This is a genomic window from Umezawaea sp. Da 62-37 (genome assembly GCF_032460545.1).
Taxonomy (GTDB): domain Bacteria; phylum Actinomycetota; class Actinomycetes; order Mycobacteriales; family Pseudonocardiaceae; genus Umezawaea.
Map to the genome: position 1 here is coordinate 10,231,463 of NZ_CP135965.1, position 24,847 is coordinate 10,256,309.

21 protein-coding genes are annotated in these 24,847 nt (G+C 69.6%); 13 read left to right on the top strand and 8 right to left on the bottom strand.

The window, feature by feature from the left end; translation table 11 throughout:
* Positions 1–34: 34 nt before the first annotated feature.
* Together RM788_RS46045 and RM788_RS46050 are read right to left on the bottom strand one after the other, a co-directional pair.
* A complete protein-coding gene (locus RM788_RS46045; protein ID WP_315927169.1) occupies positions 35–1,270 on the bottom strand; it encodes a serine/threonine-protein kinase in 1,236 nt (411 codons plus the stop codon).
* A gap of 162 nt (positions 1,271–1,432) precedes the next feature.
* Entirely contained in the window at positions 1,433–2,875 is a 1,443-nt protein-coding gene (locus tag RM788_RS46050; protein ID WP_315927171.1) for an RICIN domain-containing protein, read from the bottom strand.
* 325 nt (positions 2,876–3,200) lie between these two features.
* Between RM788_RS46050 and RM788_RS46055 the strand changes: the two genes are divergently transcribed.
* Positions 3,201–4,760: an RICIN domain-containing protein gene (locus RM788_RS46055; RefSeq protein ID WP_315927173.1), complete on the top strand. Its 1,560-nt coding sequence runs from the start codon at positions 3,201–3,203 to the stop codon at positions 4,758–4,760.
* 143 nt (positions 4,761–4,903) lie between these two features.
* Here the strand turns inward: RM788_RS46055 and RM788_RS46060 are convergent, their stop codons facing one another.
* Positions 4,904–5,521 carry a TetR/AcrR family transcriptional regulator gene (locus RM788_RS46060; RefSeq protein WP_315927175.1) on the bottom strand — a complete coding sequence of 206 codons (618 nt, stop codon included), beginning with the start codon at positions 5,519–5,521 and terminating at the stop codon, positions 4,904–4,906.
* Between the two features lie 99 nt (positions 5,522–5,620).
* Between RM788_RS46060 and RM788_RS46065 the strand changes: the two genes are divergently transcribed.
* The 10 genes from RM788_RS46065 to RM788_RS46110 all read left to right on the top strand — a co-directional run bounded on the left by RM788_RS46065 (position 5,621) and on the right by RM788_RS46110 (position 14,262).
* Positions 5,621–6,583: a DMT family transporter gene (locus RM788_RS46065; protein WP_315927177.1), complete on the top strand. Its 963-nt coding sequence runs from the start codon at positions 5,621–5,623 to the stop codon at positions 6,581–6,583.
* Between the two features lie 23 nt (positions 6,584–6,606).
* A complete protein-coding gene (locus RM788_RS46070) occupies positions 6,607–7,428 on the top strand; it encodes an oxygen-binding di-iron domain-containing protein (protein WP_315927179.1) in 822 nt (273 codons plus the stop codon).
* A gap of 16 nt (positions 7,429–7,444) precedes the next feature.
* Positions 7,445–8,134 carry a DsbA family oxidoreductase gene (locus RM788_RS46075; RefSeq protein WP_315927181.1) on the top strand — a complete coding sequence of 230 codons (690 nt, stop codon included), beginning with the start codon at positions 7,445–7,447 and terminating at the stop codon, positions 8,132–8,134.
* Between the two features lie 514 nt (positions 8,135–8,648).
* A complete protein-coding gene (locus tag RM788_RS46080; RefSeq protein ID WP_315934912.1) occupies positions 8,649–9,671 on the top strand; it encodes a pyridoxal phosphate-dependent aminotransferase in 1,023 nt (340 codons plus the stop codon).
* Positions 9,664–10,158, top strand: coding sequence for a DUF6190 family protein (locus RM788_RS46085; protein ID WP_315927183.1), 495 nt, complete (start codon positions 9,664–9,666; stop codon positions 10,156–10,158). Before RM788_RS46080 ends, RM788_RS46085 begins: the two co-directional genes overlap by 8 nt.
* Positions 10,159–10,168: 10 nt before the next feature.
* Positions 10,169–10,969, top strand: coding sequence for a dihydrodipicolinate synthase family protein (locus RM788_RS46090; protein WP_315927185.1), 801 nt, complete (start codon positions 10,169–10,171; stop codon positions 10,967–10,969).
* Positions 10,966–11,799, top strand: a complete 834-nt coding sequence (locus RM788_RS46095; RefSeq protein ID WP_315927187.1) for an iron-containing redox enzyme family protein — start codon at positions 10,966–10,968, stop codon at positions 11,797–11,799. Before RM788_RS46090 ends, RM788_RS46095 begins: the two co-directional genes overlap by 4 nt.
* Positions 11,796–12,083, top strand: coding sequence for a Rieske (2Fe-2S) protein (locus tag RM788_RS46100; RefSeq protein ID WP_315927189.1), 288 nt, complete (start codon positions 11,796–11,798; stop codon positions 12,081–12,083). Before RM788_RS46095 ends, RM788_RS46100 begins: the two co-directional genes overlap by 4 nt.
* Before the next feature lie 72 nt (positions 12,084–12,155).
* Complete coding sequence (locus RM788_RS46105) at positions 12,156–13,562, top strand: purine-cytosine permease family protein (RefSeq protein WP_315927191.1); 1,407 nt, start codon at positions 12,156–12,158, stop codon at positions 13,560–13,562.
* Positions 13,555–14,262 carry a DsbA family oxidoreductase gene (locus RM788_RS46110; protein ID WP_315927193.1) on the top strand — a complete coding sequence of 236 codons (708 nt, stop codon included), beginning with the start codon at positions 13,555–13,557 and terminating at the stop codon, positions 14,260–14,262. The genes RM788_RS46105 and RM788_RS46110 overlap by 8 nt, the downstream gene beginning before the upstream one ends.
* Before the next feature lie 124 nt (positions 14,263–14,386).
* Here the strand turns inward: RM788_RS46110 and RM788_RS46115 are convergent, their stop codons facing one another.
* The gene (locus RM788_RS46115) at positions 14,387–15,955 is read right to left on the bottom strand and encodes an RICIN domain-containing protein (RefSeq protein ID WP_315934913.1); all 1,569 of its coding nucleotides are present in this window, start codon (positions 15,953–15,955) and stop codon (positions 14,387–14,389) included.
* 340 nt (positions 15,956–16,295) lie between these two features.
* Positions 16,296–17,858, bottom strand: coding sequence for an alpha-L-arabinofuranosidase B (locus RM788_RS46120; RefSeq protein ID WP_315927194.1), 1,563 nt, complete (start codon positions 17,856–17,858; stop codon positions 16,296–16,298).
* 1,450 nt (positions 17,859–19,308) lie between these two features.
* Here RM788_RS46120 and RM788_RS46125 point away from each other — a divergent pair.
* On the top strand, positions 19,309–20,502 hold the full coding sequence (locus RM788_RS46125) for an MFS transporter (protein WP_315927195.1): 1,194 nt from the start codon (positions 19,309–19,311) through the stop codon (positions 20,500–20,502).
* Between the two features lie 71 nt (positions 20,503–20,573).
* On the opposite strand, the gene RM788_RS46130 is transcribed toward RM788_RS46125, so the two are convergent.
* Entirely contained in the window at positions 20,574–20,861 is a 288-nt protein-coding gene (locus tag RM788_RS46130) for a hypothetical protein (RefSeq protein ID WP_315927196.1), read from the bottom strand.
* Positions 20,862–21,041: 180 nt separating this feature from the next.
* Between RM788_RS46130 and RM788_RS46135 the strand changes: the two genes are divergently transcribed.
* The gene (locus RM788_RS46135) at positions 21,042–21,425 is read left to right on the top strand and encodes a LuxR C-terminal-related transcriptional regulator (protein WP_315927197.1); all 384 of its coding nucleotides are present in this window, start codon (positions 21,042–21,044) and stop codon (positions 21,423–21,425) included.
* Positions 21,426–21,560: 135 nt separating this feature from the next.
* Here RM788_RS46135 and RM788_RS46140 read toward each other — a convergent pair whose 3' ends face one another.
* Both RM788_RS46140 and ispH read right to left on the bottom strand, forming a co-directional pair.
* Positions 21,561–23,378: a 1-deoxy-D-xylulose-5-phosphate synthase gene (locus RM788_RS46140; protein WP_315927198.1), complete on the bottom strand. Its 1,818-nt coding sequence runs from the start codon at positions 23,376–23,378 to the stop codon at positions 21,561–21,563.
* A gap of 59 nt (positions 23,379–23,437) precedes the next feature.
* The gene (gene ispH / locus RM788_RS46145) at positions 23,438–24,388 is read right to left on the bottom strand and encodes a 4-hydroxy-3-methylbut-2-enyl diphosphate reductase (RefSeq protein WP_315927199.1); all 951 of its coding nucleotides are present in this window, start codon (positions 24,386–24,388) and stop codon (positions 23,438–23,440) included.
* Positions 24,389–24,847: the final 459 nt, after the last annotated feature.

A 24,847-nucleotide genomic window follows, 5' to 3' on the forward strand; every position in this document is an offset into this window, starting at 1 on the left:
CGGTGGGCTGATGACCGCCCGCGGTGCGAGCGCGTCACCCACGCCGCTTCGGCGCGCCACCACGGCTGAGCTGCCCGCTGAAGGCCTTGCCCTTCTTGACCTGGCCGGGAGTCTTGTCGTCCTTGCCCGGTCCGTGCGGCGCGCGCGATCCCTTGGCCTGGTGGTGCTCGGGCTCCTGCTGCGGCACGGGCGCGGGTTCGACGACGTCGGGGGCCTGCTGCTCGATCACCGGGGGAGGGGTGGAGATCGCGACGAGCTGCACCGGGGGTTCGGTCGCCTCCGACGTGGCCGGGGCGACCGGCGCGCTCGTCTGGACGGCGGCGGGTTTCGCGGCGCCGGGTGGTTCGGACACGGACGCGGTGGGGCCGGGTGCGACGGCCCAGCCGATGCAGATGGCCGCGAGCAGACCCGCGGCGGCGACAAGCGCTTTCCTGCGCGGAGCCGCCGGCGGGATGGTTGACACGGCGGTGGTCTGGCCGGTGCGCAGGGCGTCGGCGCACTGGTGGGCGGTGGGGCGGTCGCGGGGTGACTGGGCGGTCATGAGCGTCAGCAGGCGGGCGAGGTCGGTGGGTAGGTGGTCGGGGATGATCGGGGAGCGGTGCAGGCGGGAGACGATGGTCTCGATGTCGGTTCCGGTGTATTCGCGGTGGCCGGTGAGGCATTCGAGCAGGACGAGGCCGAGGGAGTAGATGTCGGTGGGGGAGTCGACGTCGGCGCCGCGGACCTGTTCGGGGGCGAGGTAGGCGGCGGTGCCGACGATCAGGCCGGTGCGGGTGAGTCGGGTGCTGCCGACCGAGTGGGCCAGTCCGAAGTCGGCGAGGTGGGGGGTGCCGTCGTGGTCGAGCAGGATGTTGGAGGGTTTGACGTCGCGGTGGACCACGCCGTGGTCGTGGACGTGGGACAGCGCGTCGGCGACCGCGGCTCCCAGCGACCTGATCTCGTCGACCGGGAGTGGGCCGTCGGTCATGTGGTGGCGCAGTGTGGGTCCGTCGATCAGGCGCAGCACGACGAACGGTTTGCCGTCGGTGGTGGTGCCGGTGTCGTGGACGGTGACGAGGCCGGGGTGGTGGAGTCCGGCGAGGACGCGGACCTCGTTGTCGAACCTCTGGGTGTTGGCGAGGTCGTCGCCCGCGGCGAGGAGTTTGATCGCGACGGGGCGGTGCAGGCGGGTGTCCCAGGCGCGGTGGACGGTGGCGACGCCGCCGATTCCGATGATGTCCGCCAGTTGGTACCGGCCGGCGAGCAGTTCGTCGTTCACGGGTTGTGGCACGGCCGGACCTCTCATCGCAACACGGGGCACGCCCGGTCTTCCCCGCCGGAGGCCACCGCAAACCGCCGCCCGTGATCTTCGGCCGAACAGCGGAGAACGCCCGCGAGGTCGTGCGGCACCGGGTTCGCCGACCGCTGGCCCGGTCGATCGGCAAACCCCCGTTCAGACGCGGGTGAGCTGGAACTGCTGGTTCTGGGCGCCGTTGCACGGGTACTGCTTGAACGCGATGTTGTCCTGGGAGCTCGACGGCAGGTCGAGGCACTTCCCCGAGTGCCGGGCGACCAGCTTGGAGTAGCCCGATCCGACGTCGACCACCGACCACTGCTGGTTCTGCCCGGAGTTGCAGCTCCACTGCACGACCGCCGTGCCGTCGGCGGTGCTGTTGTCGCTCACGTCGAGGCACTTGTCGGAGTGCCGGGCGACCACCTGGTAGTAGCCGCCGCCCGCCGACCGGAGGCCGAACTGCTGGTTGGTGCCGCTTCCGCAGGGGTACTGCGTCAGCGCCGCGCCGTCGGCCTGGCCGGCGCCGGCGATGTCCAGGCACTTGCCCGAGTGCCGCACGGCGATTCGGTTGTACGTCGGGCTCGTCGCGCCGATCGTGCCGGTCGCGGCGTCGATGACGACCTGGTCGGCGTTCGACAGGCTCATCGTGGTGCTGGCGGGGAAGGTGATCGGCAGCCAGACGTAGCTGGAGTCGCCCACCGGCCCGCCCCACGCGCCCGCCCAGCGGTCGCCCATGTACAGGTAGGAGGTCGCCTGGGTGCCCTGGACGGGCAGCACGTAGGCCGGTTGCGAGCGGAACGTGGTGGAGTCGCCGACGTTCCGCATGGCGCTCCAGGGGCCGGCCACGCTGGTGGCGGTCGCGTACGCCGCCTGGTTCGGCGACCAGCCGGTGGCGGCGGAGGTGAGCATGAAGTACACGCCGTTGCGCTTGAACAGCGCGGGCGCCTCGCGGTGTCCGCCCGGCCACGGGTTGCCGACCAGTTGCGCCACGCCGCGGTAGTCGGCGTTGAGGCGGTAGACGTGCAGGTCGTAGTTCTCCCGCGCGGCCGAGATCATGTACGCGGACCCGTCGTCGTCCTTGAACAGGGTGATGTCGCGGGACATGTTGCCCAGGGGGCGGAAGCTGCCCTGGTAGGTGTAGTTACCGTCCACTGTGGACGAGTACGCCACGGCCGCCCTGGCCTCGCCGTAGTTCTGGCCGTTCTCCCAGTGCAGCCACATCACGTACTGGCCCGTGGACGCGTTGTAGATGACCTTCGGGCGTTCCACCCAGGAGGTGCGCAGCTCGGAGTGGCTGTCCTGGGTCAGGACGTTGTTGCGGAACTCCCAGGTCTTCAGGTCGGTCGACCTGTACACCGAGACGGCCCGGAACAGGTTGTCCGGCTGCCGGTTCTCGCCGAACCAGTAGTAGTAGGAGCCGACCTTGATCACTCCGCCGCCGTGCGCCTCCACGTGGTTGCCGCCGGTGTCGGTGAACTGCACACCGACGTCCACGGTGACGGGGGCGGCGTGCGCCGTGCCGACGGGCAGCAGCGCGGTCGCCAGGCCGACGGCGGCGGCGACCGCCACCGCGCGCCAGCGCCTCGGAAACAAGCGGGACATCCGGACTCCTTCGTCCTGGCCCGCGACCGAGGAGCGCCACTCGCGATCAGGCCACCGATGTTTGCGTTAACATCAACCTTGTGGCCAGTATGTGAGGTGGTCCGCAAAGGTGTCAAGGATGCCGGCCCGCCGTCGATGCCGGCTTTTGGCGCAATGCAACAACGTTGTGCCCGTCGAACGGGGAAGTGCTTGGTCCGCACGGACCAGGCGGTGTGAGGCCACTTGCCCAGGCTGGCGGTAAGCGCTTTCCAAATGGCAGATCCAGAACGCGGCGAAGACGCTCCACGGGACCGGGAGCAGCCGACACCTCACGAGGAGATCAACGATGAACTCTTCACCCCGCACCGGCGGAAACCCCTCCCGTGCCGTGACACCGGTCATGGCTCCCGGTGACCACCCGCCGGGATCGTCGCGGGGCGCGCGATCGCCGCGCCGACTGCTGGTCCTCCTCGTGATGACGGCGTTCGCCGCGGCGGTGGGCCTCGTCGTCCCCGCGCCGCCCGCCGACGCCGCGACCAGCCAGTTCCGAGGTGTGAACTGGGCCGTGCTCGGCGACAACTTCAGCACCGGCAAGCTCGTCGTGCAGGGGTTGAGCCAGACCGACAGCAACGCGACCGTGCGGGCCAAGGCCAACGCCCTCTACGACGACATGGCCGCCACCCTGGGGGTCAACACCGTCCGGCTGCCCATCAACACCCACACCGTCGCCGACGCGACCTGGTGGAACGCCTACCGCGGCGCCGTCGACGCCGCCACCGAACGCGGGTTCAAGGTCATCCTCGCCTACTGGGAGGACGGCGCCGCGTCCGGCGGCAGGATCACCAACATCGCCGCGTGGAACACGATGTGGTCCAGCGTGACCAACACCTACGGCTCGAACGGCAACGTCTACTTCGAGCCGATGAACGAGCCGCACGGCTACTCGTCGGCGGAGTGGCGCGACGTCGCCGCGAACTGGCTCGGCTACCACACCTCGGCGGTGCCCGGCCGGGTGCTCATCGGCGGCACCGGCTACAGCCAGGACCTGCGGGACGTCTGCGGTGACAGCCGCTTCAACTCGACGCTGCTGTCCTTCCACCACTACGCCTTCTTCTACGGCGCGATGACCTACGACGCCTTCCGGAGCCACATCCAGACGCGCCTCGGCAACTGCGCCTCCCGCGCGGTCGCGACCGAGTTCGGCGCGCCCATGTCCACCGGCCTCGACTACGGCGACGCCAACAGCACCGAGAACTTCGTGCGCTACCTCCGGGCCGTCGCCCAGGTCATGCGCGACAACGGCATGGGCGGCACCTACTGGCCGGCCATCGGCGGCAAGCCGGGAGACATCGGCTACGACCACTACTCGATGTACGCCCTGAGCGGCAGCGGCACCAGCCTCGACCTGACCATCCGCAACAACTCCGGCGCCAACCGGCTCCGGTACGCCTGGGGCGACAACACCGGCGACCCCACCCCGCCGACGGGGACGTTCTACCGGATCACCGCGCGCCACAGCGGCAAGGTCATGGACGTCCAGCAGCCGAACACCGACAACAGCGCGCGCGTCGGCCAGTACGCGTACGGCGGCAACGCGTGGCAGCAGTGGCAGTTCCAGGACGCGGGCAGCGGCTACTGGCGCGTCGTCAGCCGCCACAGCGGGAAGTGCCTCGACATCCTGAGCGCGTCCACCGCCGACGGCGCCGAAGTCGTCCAGTACACCTGCGGCACCGGCACCAACCAGCAGTTCCAGATGGTCGCCAACGGCAGCTACTTCCAGCTCAAGGCGCGGCACAGCGGCAAGTGCGTGGACGTGCCCTCCGCGTCGACCGCGGACGGCGTGGTCCTCAAGCAGTACCCGTGCAACACCGGGACCAACCAGCAGTGGTCGCGCACGACCGTCTGACGGTCACCTCGGCGTGGCCGGTCGTCACGCCCCCGGTAGCGAGCCCGTGCTCGCCACCGGGGGCGTGACCATCGTGGACACGCGGGGTTCTGCGGCTTCTCGAAGACCCCGCGGGTCGCGCTCGCCGATCGTGCCGACACCGGTCAACGCGGGCGGGGCGGGCACAGGGTCCGGGTGGCCAGCCAGGCGAGGCCGTCGGTGATCTGCGCGGAGGTCAGGCCCGCGGCGCGCTGGTACTCGTAGAGCTCCGGCGCCAGCGGGGCCATCAGGGTGTCGATCACGGAGGGGGGAGCGTCGACCCCGGCCGCTTGGACCAGCACCTGCACGTGCTTGCGCCAGAACGCGTAGACGCCGGTGCGGAAGCGCGCCCTGCCGGTCTCCGCGCCCAGCACCAGGTGCAGGTGGCGTTCCAGCAGGTCGGTCATGGCGGCGTAGAAGGCAGCCAGTCGCTGTTCCGGCGGCGCGCCGGGGCCCAGGGGCGGTTCGCCGAACAGGATGCGCTGCTGGAGGTCGGCTTCGTGCTCGCCGAGCAGCGCCTGCGCGATGGAGATCGGATCGGGGTAGCGGCGGTAGAGGGTGGCGCGGCCGATGCCCGCCTCGCGGGCGATGTCCTCCATGGTGACGTCGGAGGTGCCGGCTTCGGCGAACAGCTTCTCGGCGGCGGCGAGGACCTTGAGGCGGTTGCGCGCGGCATCGGCTCGTTCACGGGCCGGGGGGCGCCCGCCGACGGAGAGGACGACGTCCACCGGCTCACTTGCCATGGCCACACCCTACGCAGGTCCGAAAAAACGGACAACTCGTCCGGCTTCAGTGAAAACTGCAAGTGGACATCGCGTCCACTTCGCCGCTACGGTGCACGCATGTACATCGCTCTCCTCGCTGCGGCGCTGCTGGTCGGCACGCTCCTGGCCGTCCAGGCATCGGTGAACCTGCAGCTCAACCGCGCGGTGGGCACCCCGTACGGGGCGTCCACGTTGCAGCTGACGGTGGCCGCGGTGCTGCTGGCGGTCCTCGCCGCCGCCACGGGCAGCCTCGGAGCGCTGCAAGGCCTTTCCGACGTCACCTGGTGGCACCTGCTCGGAGGGCTGGCGAGTCCGCTCTACATCACCAGCGGCATCCTGCTGATCCCGCGCCTCGGCGCGCTGACCACGGTGGGGCTGTGGGTGACGGGGCAGATGCTCGCCTCGCTCGTGCTCGACCTCGGCGGCCTGATCGGGGTGAAGCAGGTCCCCGTGAACCTGCTGATCGTGCTCGGCGCGGCGCTGGTGCTGGTCGGCATCTCGGTGATCGTGCGCAGCATCAACCAGACCGCGAAGGTCGGCCCCGGCACGGCGGTCGCGTCCGACACCCGGCCCGCGCTGTCGACCCAGCTCGGCTGGCTCGTGCTCGGCGTCGTCGCCGGCGGTGTGCTGCCGGTCCAGGGCGCGGTCAACGCGCTGCTGCGCCACGAACTGGGCGCGCCGCTGACGGTGGCGACGATCAGCTTCGTGGTCGCGGTGATCGCGATCGCGCTGGTGCTCGGCGTGCTGGTGGCCGCGAAGAAGACCCCGAAGCCGAAGTTCGGCACCCTGCGGGAGATGCCGTGGTGGGGCTGGCTCGGCGGCGCGTGCGCGGCCACCTACGTGACCGTCACGTTCCTGCTGATCCCGGAGATCGGCGCGGCCACCACGGTCGCGTTCACCGTGGCGGGCCAGCAGCTCGCCTCCGTCGTGATCGACCAGTACGGCCTGTTCCGGCTGCCCCGCCGACCTCTGACCGGCGCGCGGATCGCCGGTGTGGCCCTGCTGCTGATCGGCTCGGTGCTGGTCCAAGTGGCCAAGTAGCCCCAAGAACCCGGAGTGAAAGAATGTTGCCGATCCACACCGCCGCACCCGAGGTCTTCGTGCTGCCGTCGCAGCTGCCCATCGCGGGCGCGGGCGTGCTGCCGGTGCACTCGTACCTGATCCGCGCGCACGAACCCGTGCTGATCGACGCGGGCCTGCCGATCGACATGGGGCCCTTCGAGGAAGCCCTGTGGTCGCTGGTCGATCCGCTCGACCTGCGCTGGATCATCGTCACGCACGACGACCGCGACCACATCGGCAGCCTGCGGGAGATCCTGGCCGCCGCGCCCAACGCGACCCTCGTGACCAACCAGCTCTCGGTCGACCGGATCGCCGAGTACTGGAACGTGCCGCGGCACCGGGTGCGGACGGTCAACCCCGGCCGTTCGATCGACCTCGGCGACCGGCGGATCACGTTGCTGCGCCCGCCCGCCTACGACTCACCGGCGACGCTGGCGGTCTACGACCAGCGGTTGGAAGCCCTGTTCAGCGCGGACAGCTTCGGCACGGTGCTGCCCCAGTTCGCGACGCACGCGCACGACGTGTCCGAAAAGGACTACTTCGACGGGCTCGCGCTGTTCACCCGCGCCAACGCCCCGTGGACCGCTCTGGTCGACGAGGCGAAGTTCGGCAGGGTCATCGACGGCATCGCGAAGCTGAACCCCAAGCACATCCTCAGCTCGCACGGCCCCGTGGTCACCAACCGCACCGGCGAGCTGCTGACCGCCATGCGCGGCATCCCGGCGATGACGCCGTGGCTGCCGCCGGAGGACGTCGAGGTCGAGGCGGTGCTGGAACGCCACGAGGCCGAACTGGCCGCCGTGGCCGAAGCGCACCAGGCCTGACCCCGGAAGGAAACCCATGACCACGCATGACCTGACGCCCCAGCCGGGTGTCGTCGTCGTCTTCTCCGACATCTGGTGCTCGTTCGCGCACGTGACGATCCACCGCCTGCACGAGTCCCGGCGCAAGCTCGGGCTGGAGGGCCGGGTGTCGTTCGACCACCGGGCGTTCCCGCTGGAGCTGCTCAACCGCAAGCCGAGTCCGCGCACCGGGACCGACAGCGAGGTCGCCCGGATGGGCAGCGTCGAGCCCGGCGCGGGCTGGCAGATGTGGCAGGACAAGGACTGGCTGTACCCCTCCAGCACGCTGCTCGCGCTGGAGGCGATCCAGGCCGTCAAGGAACAGGGCCTCGCCGCGTCCGAACAGCTGGACCTGGCGTTGCGCAAGGCCTTCTGGGCCGAGTCGAAGAGCATCGCCAACTACCACGTGATCCTGGAAGCGGCGGAGGGCACCGGGGTCGTCGACGTCCGGGCGCTGGCCGAGGCGCTGGACGACGGCCGTGCGCGACGCGCGCTGTCCGACCAGGCGGCGATCTCGGCGACCGACGTCGTCAACTGCAGCCCGCACCTGTTCCTGCCCGACGGCACGGACCACGCCAACCCCGGCATCGAGGTCGACTGGGCGGGCGACTACGGCGTCGGCTGGCCGATCATCGGGGCGGACGACCCGTCGGTCCTCGACGACCTGCTCAAGCGCTCCGCGGTCTGACACCGCGTGGAATCCACCGTTCGGAGGAAAAAGAAAAAGGCATAAGAACGTTCAATAGCATTCATCAGGGCGCACCGGGGAAAGATCCCCGGTGTCGCCCTTTTTTCATTGGACAAAATGCGGATCCCCGAAGCGGTGTGTAAAAGGCTTCGTTACGTCGACGTTTCCCTGGGTTACTCTCATGGTGCCATCGAGGCCATCACCGTCAGCGAGCGACTTGGTCAGTCCGACCAGCAGGCGGAAAAATCCCGTTGAATTCAGGAGACCCTTCGGGGCTCCTTGCCGACTGTGCCCATCCCAGCACCGGGGGATTATCCACATGAGTACCGAAACAACGACGCTGAATCAGCACGACCTGGTCGGGGACGATTCCCCCGCGCACGACGTGAGCAGGTTCGTTGACCTGACCCAGCACGAGATCCTGGCACTGAAGACGCGCTTCAACCTGGCGGACGCGCACACCCATCAACGCCAGTCCGCAAGTCAGGACAAAATAGTCAACAATCTTCCGGAGTTGTGGCGGGAGGCTGAGGAAGGGCTTCAGTCCTTTTACGAGAAGCGGTTCATCGAGGCCTTCTTCAGATTACACGGGCAGCCGGGCGCTGCGGACCTGAACAAGACGATGCTGTCTTACGCTGCCAGTATTTCCACGATGGTCGCGGCGATGTTCCTCAAGCAGCGCGAAATGTCCGTTTCACTCATCGAGCCGTGCTTCGACAACCTCGTGGACCTCCTCAGGAACATGCAGGTCGAGATCAAGCCGATCGACGAGGGCGAACTGCACGACCCGGAGACCATCTACGACAACCTGGTGCGCACGGTGCACACCGACGCGCTCTTCCTGGTCGACCCGAACAACCCCACCGGTTTCAGCCTGCTCAAGGACGGCCGCAAGGGCTTCGAGCAGGTCGTCCGGTTCTGCGTCGACCACGGCAAGCTGCTGCTGATCGACCAGTGCTTCGCCTCGTTCGCGCTGGCCGACCGCAACGTCGGCCGGTTCGACATCTACCAGCTGCTGGAGTCCTCCGGCGTGACGTACATGGCGATCGAGGACACCGGCAAGACCTGGCCGGTCCAGGACGCCAAGTGCGCGATGATCACCGCCAGCGACGACATCCACGAGGCCGTCTACAACCTGCACACCAGTGTGCTGCTCAACGTGTCGCCGTTCGTGCTGAACTTCCTGGCCCACTACGTCGAGGACTCGATCGAGGACGGGTTCGCCTCGGTGCGCGACGTCATCACCGAGAACCGCGCCCTGGCGAAGTCGATGCTCGACGGGGACGTGCTGGAGTACATCGAGCCCGCGGTGAACGTCAGCGTGGCGTGGTTCCGGATCAAGCCGGAGGGCCTGACCGCGACCCGGTTGCAGGAGAGGCTGCTGGAGAACGAGGTCTACGTCCTGCCCGGCACGTACTTCTACTGGAACGAGCCGATCAAGGGCGAGAGGTACATCCGGCTGGCGCTGGCCCGCGAGCCGGAGATGTTCGACGGCGCCATGCGCGCCCTGCGCGAGGTGCTCGACCGCGATGAGTGAGAAGGCCGTCATCGACGCGTCGATGTTCATGGCGATGAACAGCGCCGACGAGCGGATCCGCCTGGCGGGGAAGCGGTTCTTCGTCGAGCGCCTCGACGCCGGCGCGATCATGAGCCTGGAGCAGGTCGGTCGGTGCGACGCGGTCATCTGGGGTTCCCACTCCCGCGCGGAGCAGGACGCCTACTACCCGTTCATGGACAACCTGCACACCGACATGCGGATCGACCGCGTGGGCTACGACGAGCAGGACCTGCGCGTCGCGCTCACGTCCGCGCTGCTCACCGGTCTGCCGCTGGACAGGCGGCTGACCGTGGCGTTCGCCCTCAACCGCGGCGGAACGCTGTACACCGTCGACCCGATGCTGGTCGACCGCACCGACCTGGCGCTCGGACCGCTACCGGACGGTGACGAGGTCGCCTTCCCGGAACCGCTGGAGCGGATGTACCGGGAGTCGTTGGCGCTGCTGGTGAAACCCGAAGACGTGTGAGGGGGAGCAGATGGGCTACAACGGAGCGATAGTCCCGCTCGTGACGCCGCTCGACCGCGATGGCGCGGTCTCGGAGTCCAGTGTGGACAGGCTGATCGAATCGCTGGGCGACGAGGTGACCGCGCTGATGCCGACGCTGAGCACCGGCGAGGGCTGGAAGCTCTCGCCGGACCGGTGGGCGGCGATGGTGGCGGCCACCAGGAAGCACTCGCGCGGACTGCCCGTGCTGTCCGGGATCCAGCTCCCGACCACCGACGAGGTGATCGCGCGGGCCAGGGTGGCGGTCGACATCGGGGTGGACGCGATCGTGGTGACCACGCCCTACGGGGCGGACGTCACGCAGGACGCGATCGTCGAGCACTTCCGCCGCATCCGCGAGGCGATCGGCATCGGCATCTTCCTCTACAACGAGGAGGCGGTGTCCGGCAACCGGATCGAGCTGGACACCCTGATGCGGATCTGCGAGCTGCCCGGCATCGTCGGGATCAAGGAGTCCAGCGGCGACGCGGCCTACACGACCGCGATGACCGCCGCGGGGACCGGCATCCCGGTGTTCGAGGGCTGGGAGAACCTGCTCGGCGCCGTCCGCGGCATCGCCGGGTTCATCGGGCCGCTGGTGAACCTCGAACCGGCGCTGTGCAACGCGATGCTCGTCGACCCGACGCCCGACCGGCAGGACGAGGTCAACGCGGCCTGCGAGCGCTTCGGCCTGTTCTCCGACGAGTGGTACCGCCCCCTCAAGGCGGAACTGGTGCGCCGGGGTGTGATCGAGACCGACCTGGTGGTGCCGGAGGCGGTGGTCCCGGCATGACCACGCAGCTCGTCGACACCGAACTCCGGACGCTCTACCGGCTCAACAGGTCCGTCCCGGACATCGAGGGCTACCGCACCATCCTCGCCCTGGAGCACAAGCACTTCGCGACGCGCGCCGCCGGGATCGAGGCGGACGCGCCGCACTTCGAGACCCGCGGCGACCTCGTCCGCGCGCTGGCCGACCGGCTGGCGCAGGAGGAGGCGAACCCGAGCGACAGCGACCGGTTCATCGCCGAGGAGGCGAACCTGGAGCAGTTCAAGGAGATCGTCTCCCAGTTCGCGGTCGACGGGATGATCGAGTCGCAGTCGCTGCTGGCGATCATCCCCAGGCTGCCGGGCCGGTCGCGGATGGCGGTGCTGCGGGTGCTGATCGACGAGTTCGGCTGCGGCAACGACGAGCAGGAGCACGCCGGGCTCTACACCGGTCTGCTGGCCGAACTCGGCCTGTCGACCGACCTGGAGCACCACGTGGCGCGGGCGGAGGACGGCGTGCTCGCGTTCGTCGGCCTCTTCTACTGGCTGGCCGCGCGGGCGCCGGAGCCGGACTACTTCCTCGGCGCCTACTCCTACTTCGAGTCCAGCGTGCTCTACGCGTTCCGCAGCTTCGCCGCGGCGAGCAAGCGGCTCGGCGTGCGGCACGACCGCTACTACACCGAACACCTCTACATCGACGCCTTCCACAGCAAGCAGATGCAGGCCGCGATCCGCGACCTGGACGTGGAGCGCGGCGTCGACCTGCGGAAGGTCTGGACCGGGGTGGAGCTGACCAGCGCGATCGTGGCCGAGGCCGTGGACGCGGTGGTGGCCAGGGCCAGGAGGGTCCGGTGACGCCGGGACGAACGACCGCGGTGCTGCGGCAACTCGACGCGGACCTCCTGCTCGTGGAGGTCGGCGACCGGAGGTTCCTCACCCAGGCCGAGTGCCCGCACCGCAAGGGCAGGCTGCTCTTCGGCTACGTGAACGAACGCAGGCTGCGCATCACCTGTCCGCTGCACCACTCCACGTTCGACCTCACCACGGGCGCGCAGGTCTCCGGTCCGGCCTGCGGCTCGCTCAAGGTGACGGCCCTGGAGGGCGACGCGCCCTACCCGGTCCCCGTGGAGACCGCCTGACCAGGCCCGCCGGTCACGTCCCCCACGTGACCGGCGGGCTTTCCCCCCGACTCGACCAAGGTGGCCCACGCGATGTCGTTGTCCGTCGAATCCCCTCCATCGCGGGTCGTCGCTCCCCGCGGCGAACTCGTCCCGGCGCACGAGCGGACCGCCACCGCCCGTGAGTTCCTGTGGATCTGGCATTCCGCGCAGTTCTCGTTCGGCGTCGTCGTGCTCGGCTCGGTGCCGGTGAGCTTCGGCCTCGGCTGGTGGGGCAGCGTCACGTCCGCCCTCCTCGGCCTGCTGATCGGCACGCTGGTGTTCGCACCGCTGGCCCGGTTCGGCATGCGGACCGGTGCCACGGACGCCGTGTCCAGCGCCGCGCACTTCGGCGTGCGCGGCCGGGTGATCACCAACGCGATCACGCTGTGCGTCGCGATCGGGTTCTTCGCCATCGCGGTGTGGACCGGCGGCACCGCCGTCCTCGTCGCGGGACAGCGGATGTTCGGAACACCGGCGGGCACCGGGGAGCTGGCCGCGGTGATCCCGGTCGTCGCGGTCGCCGTCGTCCTGGTCGCCGTGTTCGGGCTCCGCGCGCTGATGGCCACCTACAAGATCGTCACCGTGGTCGGCGGACTGGTCCTGCTCGGCCTGGTGGTCGCGCTGCTGCCCGGCTTCGACCCCGGTACGACCGGCACGCCGCTGCTGGGCGGGTTCTGGCCCACGTGGGCGCTGGGCGTCTCCTTCGGCATCACCGTGCCGATCACCTACGCGACCCTGCAGGGCGACTACTCGCGCCACCTGCGCCCCGGCACGACCGATCGCGGCGCGGTCGGCTGGAACGGCGTGGCGATGTTCCTCAGCAACGCCATCGCGCTGGTGGTGGGCATCATGGCGACCACGATGTTCGCCGACCCGTCGGTGCCGTGGGTGATCGCGCTGACCGGTGTCGTGCCGCCGTGGTTCGTCGCCTTCGTGGTGGTGTTCGGGTTCTTCGGCACGCTGCCGCAGGGCGCGCTGTGCGTGTACGCGGCCGGGCTGAGCGCGCATTCGCTGGTGCGCGGCGCTTCCCGTGCCAGGTGCACGGTCGCGATGGCGGCGGTGGGTGTCGCCGTGCTGTACGTCGGCGCGGTCGCCTACGACGCCATCGGGTCGATCTCGACGTTCATCCTGTTCCTGCTCGCGCTCATCGCGCCGTGGTCGGCGATCATGCTGGTCGGTTTCGCCCAGCGCGGTGGCCGCTACGCCCCCGACGAACTGGTGGGACCGGGCCGCTACTGGTTCACCGGCGGGGTCAACCTCCGTGCTGTGGCGGCCTTCCTGCCCGCCGTGGCGCTGGGGCTGCTGCTCGCCGCGAACCCCGTCTACACCGGGCCGCTGGCCGGGATCGCGGGTGGCGTCGACCTGAGCTGCGTGGTGCCGTTCGCGGTCGCCGGAGCCGGGTACCACCTGCTGTGCAGGGCGTTCCCCGAACGCGAAGCCGAGGTCCCCCGTGGCTGAGGACGCCCGGTTGCCCGACAGCCCCGACACCGTGGTGGTGTTCAGCGACCTGAACTGCTCGTTCGCCCACCTCGGCGTGCACCGGCTGCACGAGGCGCGGGCCCGGCTCGGACTCGTGGGACGGCTGTGGTTCGACCACCGCTGCTTCCCGCTGGAGCTGTTCAACCGCACGGTGAACGAACGGCCCGGTGTCGACTCGGAGATCGCGGTGGTCGGCGCGCTCGAACCGGACGCGGGCTGGCGGCTGTGGCAGGGCCCGGACTGGACCTACCCGGTCACGATGCTGCCGCCCCTGGAAGCGGTGCAGGCGGCCAAGTCCCAGGGGTGGGCGGCGAGCGAGGAACTGGACCGCGGACTCCGCCGGGCCTTCTGGGCCGACGGCCGGTGCATCTCGCTGCGCCACGTCGTCCTCGACGTGGCGGCGGAGACCGGTGTCGTGGACGTCTCCGCGCTCGCCGCGGACCTCGACTCCGGGCGGGCGCGCTCGGCGGTGATGGCCCAGTTCGCCGCGGCCGAGCACGGCCGGGTGAACTGCAGTCCGCACGTCTTCCTCGCCGACGGCACGAACGCGGCCAATCCCGGTGTCGACGTGTCGTGGGTCAACGGCGGTTTCGGCGTCGGGTTCCCCGTCGTGGCCCAGGACGACCCGACCGCCTACGAACCGCTGTTGCGGCACGCTGCCGCGCTCGCCGGGATCTGATGATCGCGGCTGTCGGTGCGCGGGCGGTGTGCGACAGCTGAACCGAACCGGATCGACGGCCGGTCGAAGTCGGTGCGATGACCGGGAGGATCGGGGCCTCCCGGTCATCGCCGTCGACGACGGATCAGACGCGGGTCCACTTCTGGTTGGTCTGCCCGTTGCAGTCCCAGATCGCGACCTTGGTGCCGTTGGCCGTGGCGGCGCCGGTGACGTCCAGGCACCTGTTCGAGGCCACGGCGGTGATGGTGCCGTCGGTGTTCAACCGGAACTGCTGGTTGGTCGCGCCGGTGCAGTCCCGGATCGCGACCGCGGTGCCGTTGGCGGTGCCGCCGCCGGAGACCTCCAGGCACTTGGAGCCGTAGACGCGCAGCTCACCGGCGGCGGTGGAGGTGAACGCCTGGTTGGTCTGCCCGTTGCAGTCCCAGATCTCGGCGAGGGCGCCGTTGGCCTGCGAGGCCCCGGTGATGTCCAGGCACCGGCCGGAACCCTGGCCGCGCAGGGTGGAAGTCGTACCGCCGCCGGGGTTGCCGCCGCCGCTGACCACGTACATCGCCGCACCGTGACCGGGAACGGAGGCGCTGATGGCGCCGGTGGTCGTGCTGGTCGTGTGCGCCCACAGGTCGCGCACCGAGTAGCTGCTCCCCGTGCCCAGCCCGATCTGCGCGGCCGAGGTGGAGATGGTGGTGGCGGCGCTGTTGCGGTTGAGCAGGACGACCGCGACCGAGCCGCCTGACATCGGCTTGGTCCAGATCTCGGTGTTGCCGTTGTCGACGAGCCGGTTGCCCTGGCGTCCGCCCCAGTCCTGGTTGACGGCGATGACCTCGGTGTTGGTCAGGATCGTCTTGGTCGCGGTGCTCATGGTGCGCAGGTCGTTGCCGGCGATCAGGGGCGCGTTGAGCAGCGCCCACAGGCTGAAGTGCGCCCGCGACTCGGTGTCGGTCAGGCCGTGGCCGACCTCCAGCATGTCCGGGTCGTTCCAGGCGCCGGGACCGGCGGCGTCGGCCCAGCCGGGTTGGGCGTCGAGGATGCCCATCACCGAGTTCCAGTTGCCCTGGATGTCACCGGTGGTGCGCCAGGAGTTGCCGGTCGCCGGTCCCCACTGCTTGACGTCGTCGGTGCCCCAGTTGCAGAGCGCGTAGAAGATGGACCGGCCTGACTTGGCCAGGGCGTCGCGCATCGCGGTGTAGCGGTCCTGCCCGGAGCGGCCCTGGTGGTCGCCGCAGTTGTCGTACTTGAGGTAGTCGATCCCCCATGACGCCCAGAGGTTGGCGTCGCGCTGCTCGTTGCCCAAGCTGGCGGGGTATCCGGCGCAGGTGGTGGTGCCCGCCGAGGAGTAGATGCCCAGTTTCAGGCCCTTGCCGTGGACGTAGTCCGCGACGGCTTTGACGCCGTTGGGGAACTTGGTGCGCGAGGGCACCAGGTTGCCGCTGCCGTCGCGGGAGTTCTCCGACCAGCAGTCGTCGATGTTGACGTAGGTGTAGCCCGCCGCGGCCATGCCGCTGGAGACCATGGTGTCGGCGGTCTGCCGGATCAGGGTGTCGGTGACGTTGCAGCCGAAGCTGTTCCAGTCGTTCCACCCCAGTTGCGGGGTGCGGCCGAGGCCGTTGTCCAGGGCTTGGGCCGAGGGGACCAGGGACAGTGCCACCGGTGCGACGGTGGCGATGAGCACCGCCGACAGCAATGTCCGCAGCATCTTCTTCACAAGGAACTCCTGACGATTTCGGGATGGCGGGGAAAGCGGTTTCTGGGAGCGCTCCCAGAGGTTGTGGGTACCGTTGCGCCCCGGGGAAGCGCTATCGATCACCCGTTTCTCCGGCGAGGTTCCGTTCACCCTGGCGGGCCGTGCTCCGCATCCGTCCAGCCCGATTCCTCTTCGGACGGTTGCCGCAGGCCGCCGGGAACGTCGAACCGCCGACCTGGCGGACGATCGCCCCTCGGTCGGTTCGACGGTGGTGTTGTTAGCGATAACATGCCGTTCGCGTGCCGCGTCCGGACGGGCGCGGCACGCGAACGGCGTCGGGTCCGGCGGGTGCCTATGCCGCCCAGGGTGCGCTGACGAGCCAGCTCACGTCGTCGTTGTAGGTGTTGGGGCTGTCGAAGGTGTTGGCGCCGCTGGTGTTGGCGATGTAGCCGAGGTTGTCGTAGTGGCGGACGAACCGGTCGGAGTAGTTGGACGCCCTCAGCGACGTGCCCTGGCCGTTGCGGCCTGGTTCCGGGCAGAAGGTCGCGTCCTGGGTGAAGGTGGAGCCGCCGTCGTTGGCGTTCAGGTAGAGCTGGTAGTTGCGGTGCCGCAGGTACTGCCCGGCGGTGTTCCTGGACTCGAAGGACACGCACGAGCTGTTGGCGAGGCCCGCTCGCACGGTCCAGGACGCGTTGCCCTTGTCGGTGCTGGAGCTGCCGCTGGTGACGACGCCGGTGTCCACGGTGGCACCGGTGTGGTGGACGTAGCGGTCGGTGTAGCCGGGGGTGGTGGCGCGCAGGGAGACCGTCGAGCCGGGGGTCAGCCCGTTCCCGCCCGAGCCCGAATCCGTGCTGTAGCCTGCGGCGGCGATGTTGGCCTGCACCGCGTTCTCGGTGGCGTCGGACGGGTAGCCCGAGGTCATGACGCCCTCGTAGAAGGTGCCGCGGGCGCTGACGCTGTTGTCACCGCCGATGCCCAGGATGATGGCGCCCTCCTTCTTCATCGGGTTGTACCCGGAGGCGTTGGGGCGCACGCCGTTGTAGAACGTCGACAGGCCGCCGGACTGGGCGTTGCCGCCGCGGATGGACCAGTGGTTGGGCTCGCCCTTGAGGACGGCGGTCAGGAAGCGGTGGCCGATGCTGGGGTCGTTGGCGTTGTACCGGGTGTTGACCCCCGAGAACAGGCCGTTCTCCAGGTCGGCCATGATCCACGGGCCGTTGCCCGCGCCGTAGCCCCAGGACTTGCTGTTGCCGAAGTAGATGGCCTCCATGGTCCCGTTGCCGTTGTCCCGGCTGTTGCGCTCGGCGTTGCCGTAGTCGAAGCAGCAGCCGCCGTTGAAGTGGGTGCCGTCGAAGATCGCGTACATGCCCTCCGGCTGGTCGCCGGTCGCGACGCCGTTGGTGTTGTTGTTGCGGTAGCCGGTGCCGGGCGCCACGTAGATGCCGTACGCCTTGTGGCCGCCGACGGTGATCGGTGCCGCGGTGGCGTTCGCGAGGTTGTCGTAGCCGCCTGCCGCCGGACCGCTGAAGCCGCCGGGTGGCGCCTGCGTGAGGCGGTTGTTGCGGCCGGACTGGTCGTAGACGATCGTGATGAGGCAGGTCGTGCCGGCGCAGAACGAGTCCTGCGCGGCGGCGTTCGCCACGCCGCCGGCGGTGAGCGGGCCGATGTCGCGGGTGGTGCTGTCCGACGCGCGCTTGACCTGGTAGAGCGATCCGGCGTAGGAGCCGTAAAGGGCGCGGGTGGTGCTGTGCGCGGCCACGCATGGTGTTCCGCCCGCGGTGTAGATGTCGCAAGGGCCTTGGGTGGCCGCTTGCGAAGTGCCGCCGCTGACGAGCAGACCGGCTATCAGCGAGCCGCCCGCGGTGACCGCCAGGGCGGTGGTCCGTAAATGTCGTGAACCCCGAAGCCTTGCCATTGTCGACTTCTTCCTCTTCGTTGAGGTGGCTGCCGGTCCGGTGGCCGGACGCGCTTCGCCGACGCACCGCTGCGCGGCACGCGGGAAGGGGTCGGCCCGTCGAGGCGGCGGCGGTTCGACGGGGAGGAGTTGATCGGAATCGCGCGAGGCGGCGCTGTTCGCTGACCTCCTCCCGACGAGGCGCGCGGTGGCGGCGCACAGGACCGGTTGACGATGTGAGCGTTAACATAATGGTGACGCGGGGGAGGCGCAACGGTAAAAGTCATGTCTCGGGTGTATGCCCGGTACGCGCGGTATGGCACGTTTTACCGCTTCTGCGTGGATGACAAGCGGGTTGTGCACATCGCGGCCGGAGCCGGTGGTGGTCCGGCGCCCTGGCGGTCGGGAGCCCTGATTTTCGCTCGCAGGTGAGCCGAGCACACCGTCGGCCCGAATCCCCGTCCGCGCCGCCGCCCACCCGCCGCGGATCGAGGTCAGGACACCGAGCGGCCCGTTCCCGCTATCTCGCCGCTAGCCGCCGTGCGAATCATGGCCCCGTCCACTTCCCACTCCGCGAAGAGGGGCTGGCATGAGCACGATCGACGACGTGACCGGCGGGCCCCACGCGGGGAGCCGACCTGCCGCATGGGGCCGCGCGCGTTCCCCACCCACGAGAGGATGGGCGATTCCGGTGGGCGTCGGAGTCGTTCGGAAAGTCGACCGGTCCGTCAAAGGAAGCCTTGTCGACGCATCCCGCCGAGGTCGTGCCTTCCGGTGATGGCATCCCCGGTCGACCGACCCGGTGCTTGACCGGAGCGCGGCATCGGGGTCGCTCCGGGGTCGGCTGCTGACCTGGACCCGAGTTCTTCCGCGGTGTCGAGGTCGGTCGAGAATGGCCAATCGTCCAATGAAAAGGGTTTCGTCCTTTCTGGACGGTCAAGTCGTCGGACAACGGGACCCGAACAGGTTGTTCGCGATATCCGTGAACCGGGCGAAGACCGGGCAGGATTCGAGAAGATCGGGCAATGTTCTACTTGATTGTGCGCTTGTGCGGCGCCTGACCGCCGGTCAAACTGATCGACCGGTGAATGCGGGAGCTGTTCGCGATCGATCGCGTACCGAAGGAGGGATTCGTGCAAATCGGGGCTGCGAATGCGAATGCGCCGGGTCGCCGGACAACGGCCGGAGACGAACGCGCCCCCGATCCGACCGCGATCATGCGCACCCTGTGCAAAGACCCGTCATTGCGGCTCACCGAGGCGGGCCGGGCCCTGCTCAGGTGGCTGGACACGCATCAGGACGAGGACGGCCGCGCTTTACCACAGCCACCGGGCGGGACATCGGCTGGAAGGTGACGGAACAGCGGTCGAAAGGTGACGGGACATCGGCTGGAAAGTGACTGGACACCGGCCGGAAAGTGATGATCATACGGGTCTTCGAAGAAACCCGACGACTGAATGGACTGGTTCGCTTGAGTGGATCCAATCGGTGGGTTGTGCTCATCGGCTCGTTCGTCGCCTACACGTTCGACGCGCTCGAGATCATGCTGCTGTCGTTCGCGTTGCCCGTGATCCGCGCCGACATGGAATTGACGGCCACGCAGGGCGGTCTGCTCGCCACGGCGACCCTGCTCGGCATCGGGGCCAGCAGCCTGACCGCGGGCTGGCTCGCCGACAACTACGGCCGGAAACGGGCGCTGATGGTGTCGCTCGCGGTGTTCGGCGTCTTCACCGCGGCGATCGTGGTGGTCCCGAGTTTCACGATGTTCGTGGTGCTGCGCTTCCTGGCGGGCATGGGACTGGGCGGCGTGTGGGGAGTGGTGTCGACCTACGTGGTCGAGACCTGGCCCGCCGCGCAACGCGGTCGTGCGGTCGCGTTCGTGCTCAGCGCCTTCCCGATCGGCGGGGTGGTGGCCGCGGTGCTGTCGGGCGCGCTGCTGCCGAACTGGCGCCTGTTGTTCCTGATCGGCGGGGTGGGTGTGGTGATCCCGCTGGTCCTCGTCGGGGTGTTCTTCCGCGAGTCGGCCGAATGGGTCGAGCAGAAGACCACTCCGGTCAAGGTGGCGGAGATCTTCGAACCGGAGCTGCGCAAGCGAACCGTGCTCGGTGCGGTCGTGGCCGGTCTTGCGATGTTCGGGGCCTGGGGAGCGTCCACGTGGCTGCCGACGTACTTGCAGGCGGACAAGGGCATCCCGGCCGCGACGGTCGCGGTGTTCCTGACGGTGCTCAACCTCGGGATGTTCTTCGGCTACAACGTCTTCGGCCTGATCGCCGACCGGATCGGCCGCAAGAACGCGCTGGTCCTGTCGCTGGCCGGGGTGGCGGTGACCCTGCCGCTGTACGTGGTCGCGGCCGACCGCACCGCGTTGCTGTGGCTGGGCCCGATGTTCGCGTTCTTCGCGGCCTACGCGGGCATCTTCGGCGCGTACCTCGGCGAGTTGTTCCCGACCAGGATCCGGACGACCGGTGCCGGGTTCTGCTACAACATCGGGCGCGGCGTGTCCGCGTTCGCCCCGCTCACGCTGGGCGTGCTCGCGGGCGGTGCGGGATTGGGCGCCGGTCTGCTGGTGTGCGCGGCTTTCATGGCTTGCGCGGCGGTGGCCATGACCTTCCTGCCGGACCTGCGCGGCGCGATCAAGGTGCGAACGTCGTCGGTGCGCGGCTAGCCGGGCCGGGAGGTCCGGCAGGAAGCCGGTGGGTGTTCGGGGTCGTGGCAGGAGGCGCGACCGGCGGCACCTCACCCGCGGGCGACCGGATCGCCGTCACCGGTCCGCCACAGGTAGCCGCGCACCGAAAGCGACGCGGCGCGCATGGTCGCGCGGATGTCGTCCAGGTCTTCGACGGCGAGCTCGTCGCGGGTCCGGCCGAGGACGTGCAGCATCAACCGGGCCGCTTCCAGCAGGCACAGCACCGCGTCCAGCTGTGCGCTGGCGGGCAGCTTCCCCAGGTCCTCGTGCAGGGCCTTGATCTGCGCGTCCGCCGCTTCCCGCGCCGCGGTCCCGGTATCGCGGGTGGACGTCGTCACGGCCGCTCCTCAACGATGCTCCACTGTGGACGCAGAACCGAGTCTCCCCATCGGGTCGGATGTGTTCGAACCGGTGATCTCCACGCCGCAGGGCCACCTGGGACGCGGGTCCGGCGCTTCTCGCTCCGATATCTCTCCGATTGCGGTCCTGACCTGGCTGTACGGGAATGGATGGTTGCCATGTATGACGGGCAGAACGACATGCAGAACTGCGAGCACCACTCGGGCTGTGCCCGGAAGCACGGGTTCGGGCAGGTGCTCCCCGGTCCGGCGGGCAGGAGGACCTCGAGCTCCGCCGAGTGCGGAGCGCTCCAGCCGGTCGGCTGCTGGACCATCAGTTCCCTCCAGGCCAAGATCCTGGAGGGTGTCGCGGCAGGCTTCTCCAGCGGGCGGCTGTCGCGGGAGCTGTACCTCAGTTCGAAGACCATCGACTACCACGTCCGCGTCATGTCCGACAAGCTGCAGGCGCCGAACCGCGTCGCGCTGGTCTCCAGGGCGTTCGTCCTCGAGATCCTGCGGACGGATTCCTGGCCCCCGCGCGTCACGTGCGAGACCGTGGATTGACGCGCGGTGGCTCGCGGTTCGCGTGTCCACGCGCGAACCGCGTGTTGTCGGCCGTCCCCGACACCGCCCGTTGCGCGCCGACCTCCACCAGCGACCCGGCATCGCGCGGCGAGGGCGTTCCCGAACCGGCGGCGGTCATCGTTCCTCCACCGCGTGGACGGGCCGGGTGTCGAGGTCGTCGATGCCTGCCGGTTCGGTGTCGAGGCCGGCCAGCAGTCCCACCACGGCGCCGGTGACGTCCTGCGCGGTCAGCCCGCACGCGGCGAGCACCTCGGCCCTGGACCCGTGGTCGAGGAACCGCCTCGGGATGCCGAACTCGCGCAGCGGGGTGCGCACGTCGGCGTCCCGCAGCGCCTGCGCGATCGCGGAACCGACACCGCCCGCGCGGCTGTTGTCCTCGACCGTGATCGCGAGCCGGTGGCGGCGGGCCAGGTCCGCCAGCGCGGTGTTGACCGGGGTGACCCACCTCGGGTCCACCACCGTCACCCCGACGCCCCGCGCCCGCACACCGTCGGCGACGGCGAGCGCGAGCCCGGCGAGCGCGCCCACCGCGATGATCAGGACGTCCAGTGGGCCGGAGCGGCGCAGCACGTCGATCCCGTTGAACGCGGCGATGGCGGGCAGGTCGTCACCGGCGGGGCCCTTGGGGAACCGCAGCACGGTCGGACCTCCTCGCCACGCCACGGCTTCGGCCAGCAGTTCGGCCAGCCGGGCGCCGTCCCGCGGCGCCGCGATCCGCCGTCCCGGCACCACCTGCAGCACCGACAGGTCCCACTTGCCGTTGTGGCTCGGCCCGTCGTCGCCGGTCACCCCGGACCGGTCGAGGACGAACGTCACCGGGCGGCGGTGCAGCGCGACGTCCATGAGCAGCTGGTCGAGCGCGCGGTTGACGAACGTGGAGTAGATGGCCACCACCGGGTGCACGCCGCCCATGGACAACCCGGCGGCCATCGTGACCGCGTGCTGCTCGGCGATGCCGACGTCGATCACCCGGTGCGGGAACCTGCGCCGCAGCGGCAGGAGCCCGGTCGGCTCGGTCATCGCGGCCGTGATCGCCACCAGGTCGTCGCGCCGCTCGGCCAGTTCCACCAGCTCCTCGCCGAACACCGACGTGAACGACGGGGGCGACGCCTTCAGCGCCCGTCCGGTGCGCGGGTCCATCGGTTTGACGGCGTGGCCGAGGTCGAGGTCGTTGGCCTCGGTGTGCCGGTACCCCTTGCCCTTGGCGGTGATCACGTGCACCACCACCGGCCTGCCCAGCGCGACCGCGTGGCGCAGGGCGTCCTGGACGGCGGGGATGTCGTGACCGTCGACGGGGCCGAGGTAGCCGAGCCCGAGTTGTCCGAACACGCCGGGTCCGCGACCGGCGCGCAGGTCGGCCAGGTGCTCGGCCAGTCCGCCGACGGTCGGCGCGTAGGACCGCTGGTTGTCGTTGAGCACGATGACGAGGGGCCGCTCCGGACCGCCCGCGATGTTGTTGAGCGCTTCCCAGGCCATGCCGCCGGTCATCGCGCCGTCGCCGATGACCGCGACGGTCGCCCGGTCGCGGCGGCCGAGGTGGGCGTCCGCCCTGGCCAGCCCGTCCGCGTAGGACAGGGCGGTGGACGCGTGCGAGTTCTCCACCAGGTCGTGCTCGGACTCCTCCCGGCTCGGGTAGCCGGAGAGCCCGTCCGACTTGCGCAGCCGGTCGAACCCGGCCTGGCGGCCCGTGAGGATCTTGTGCACGTAGGACTGGTGCCCGGTGTCCCAGAGCAACCGGTCGCGCGGGGACTCGAACACCGTGTGCAGCGCGATGGTCAGCTCCACCACGCCCAGGTTGGGCCCGAGGTGCCCGCCGGCCGCGGAGACCCGCTCGACCAGGAACGCGCGGATCTCCCCGGCGAGGTCGCGGAGCTCTCCCGCGGTCAGCTCACGCAGCCGCGCCGGGCCGCGCACGGTTTCCAGCAGCGCCATGTCGAACAGTGCTCCTCACCGGGTGTGGTGGGCGGCCGCGGTCGCCCGGTCTCGGTCGGTCACGGCGCGTCCGCCGCTCCGGTCAGCCGCGAGGGCGGGGAGAACACGACGTCCTCGGTCGCCACCCGTTCCACGGAGGTGTCCGCGTAGCCCAGTTCGGCGAGCCGGTCGAGCAGCTGGTCCACGAGGATCTCCGGCGCGCTCGCCCCGGCGCTCACGCCGACCGTGCCCACGCCGGTCAGCCACGCGGGGTCGAAGTGGGTCACGTCCGGCACCAGCTCGGCCCGGCCGCCGAGCCTGCGCGCCACCTCGACCATCCGGATGGAGTTGCTGGAGTTGGTCGACCCGACCACCAGCACCAGGTCGCACCGGCCCACGACGGCCCTGATGCCGTCCTGGCGGTTCTGGCTGGCGAAGCAGATGTCGTCGGTGGCGGGCCCGCGCAGGTCGGTGAACCTGCGCCGGAGCACGGCGATGACCTCCTTGGTCTCGTCCACCGAGAGCGTGGTCTGGGTGAGGTAGGCGACCGGCGCGTCGGGGGGAAGGTCCAGCGCCTCCGCGTCGGCGACCGTCCCGACGATGATCGTCCGGTCGGGAGCGTGCCCGAAGGTGCCCTCGACCTCCTCGTGGTCGGCGTGCCCGACCAGCAGCAGCGTCCGCCCGTCCCTGGCGAACCGGAGCGCCTCCTGGTGCACCTTGGCCACCAGCGGACAGGTCGCGTCGAGCACGTCCAGCCCGCGCGCGTCCGCGTTCCGCCGCACCTGCGGGGACACGCCGTGCGCGGAGAAGACGCACACCGCGCCCTCCGGCACCTCCTCCTCGGAGTCGACGAACCGGACACCCCGGCGCTGGAACTCGGCCACCACGTGGTGGTTGTGCACGATCTCCTTGCGGACGTAGATCGGCGCGCCGTGCTGTTCCAGCGCGAGGTCGATGATGGCCATCGCCCGGCGCACACCGGCGCACAGGCTCCGGGGCTCGGCCAGCAGGACCTGCTTACCGCCACTCATTCCCACTCCGTTCCGCGCCATGACGTCCGCTTCGGAACGCCCGGCCTGGCGTCGCCGAACAGGGCGTCCACGCCGGCCGGTAGAACCGGGTCCTTCTCAGGAGGTCTTGTCCGCCATCGGCGCCGCTTAATGGCCGGACTCGAACACGGCTTTGGTGTCGCGCAGCAGCCACCAATCAGCAGAATAGTCCAGTCCGGGCTTTACACGGTCTTCTTTGGGGTTTTTCCTAAAGTCGAGCCCACTCGCGCCGCGTCGTTGACACGACCAGGGCTGTCCCCCAGGATGGAATCCGATAGCCGCAACTCGATTTCGGGGCGACTCAAGATTCCGGATCATGAGGGCGGCTCTGCACGTCGAACGAGGCGCTGTTTGCGAGGAATCCGGTCCGGCGATCCTTGTGAAACCACGTATCCTCGCCAAAATCATTACGAGCACAGCGTAACGACCAACGCAGGCCAT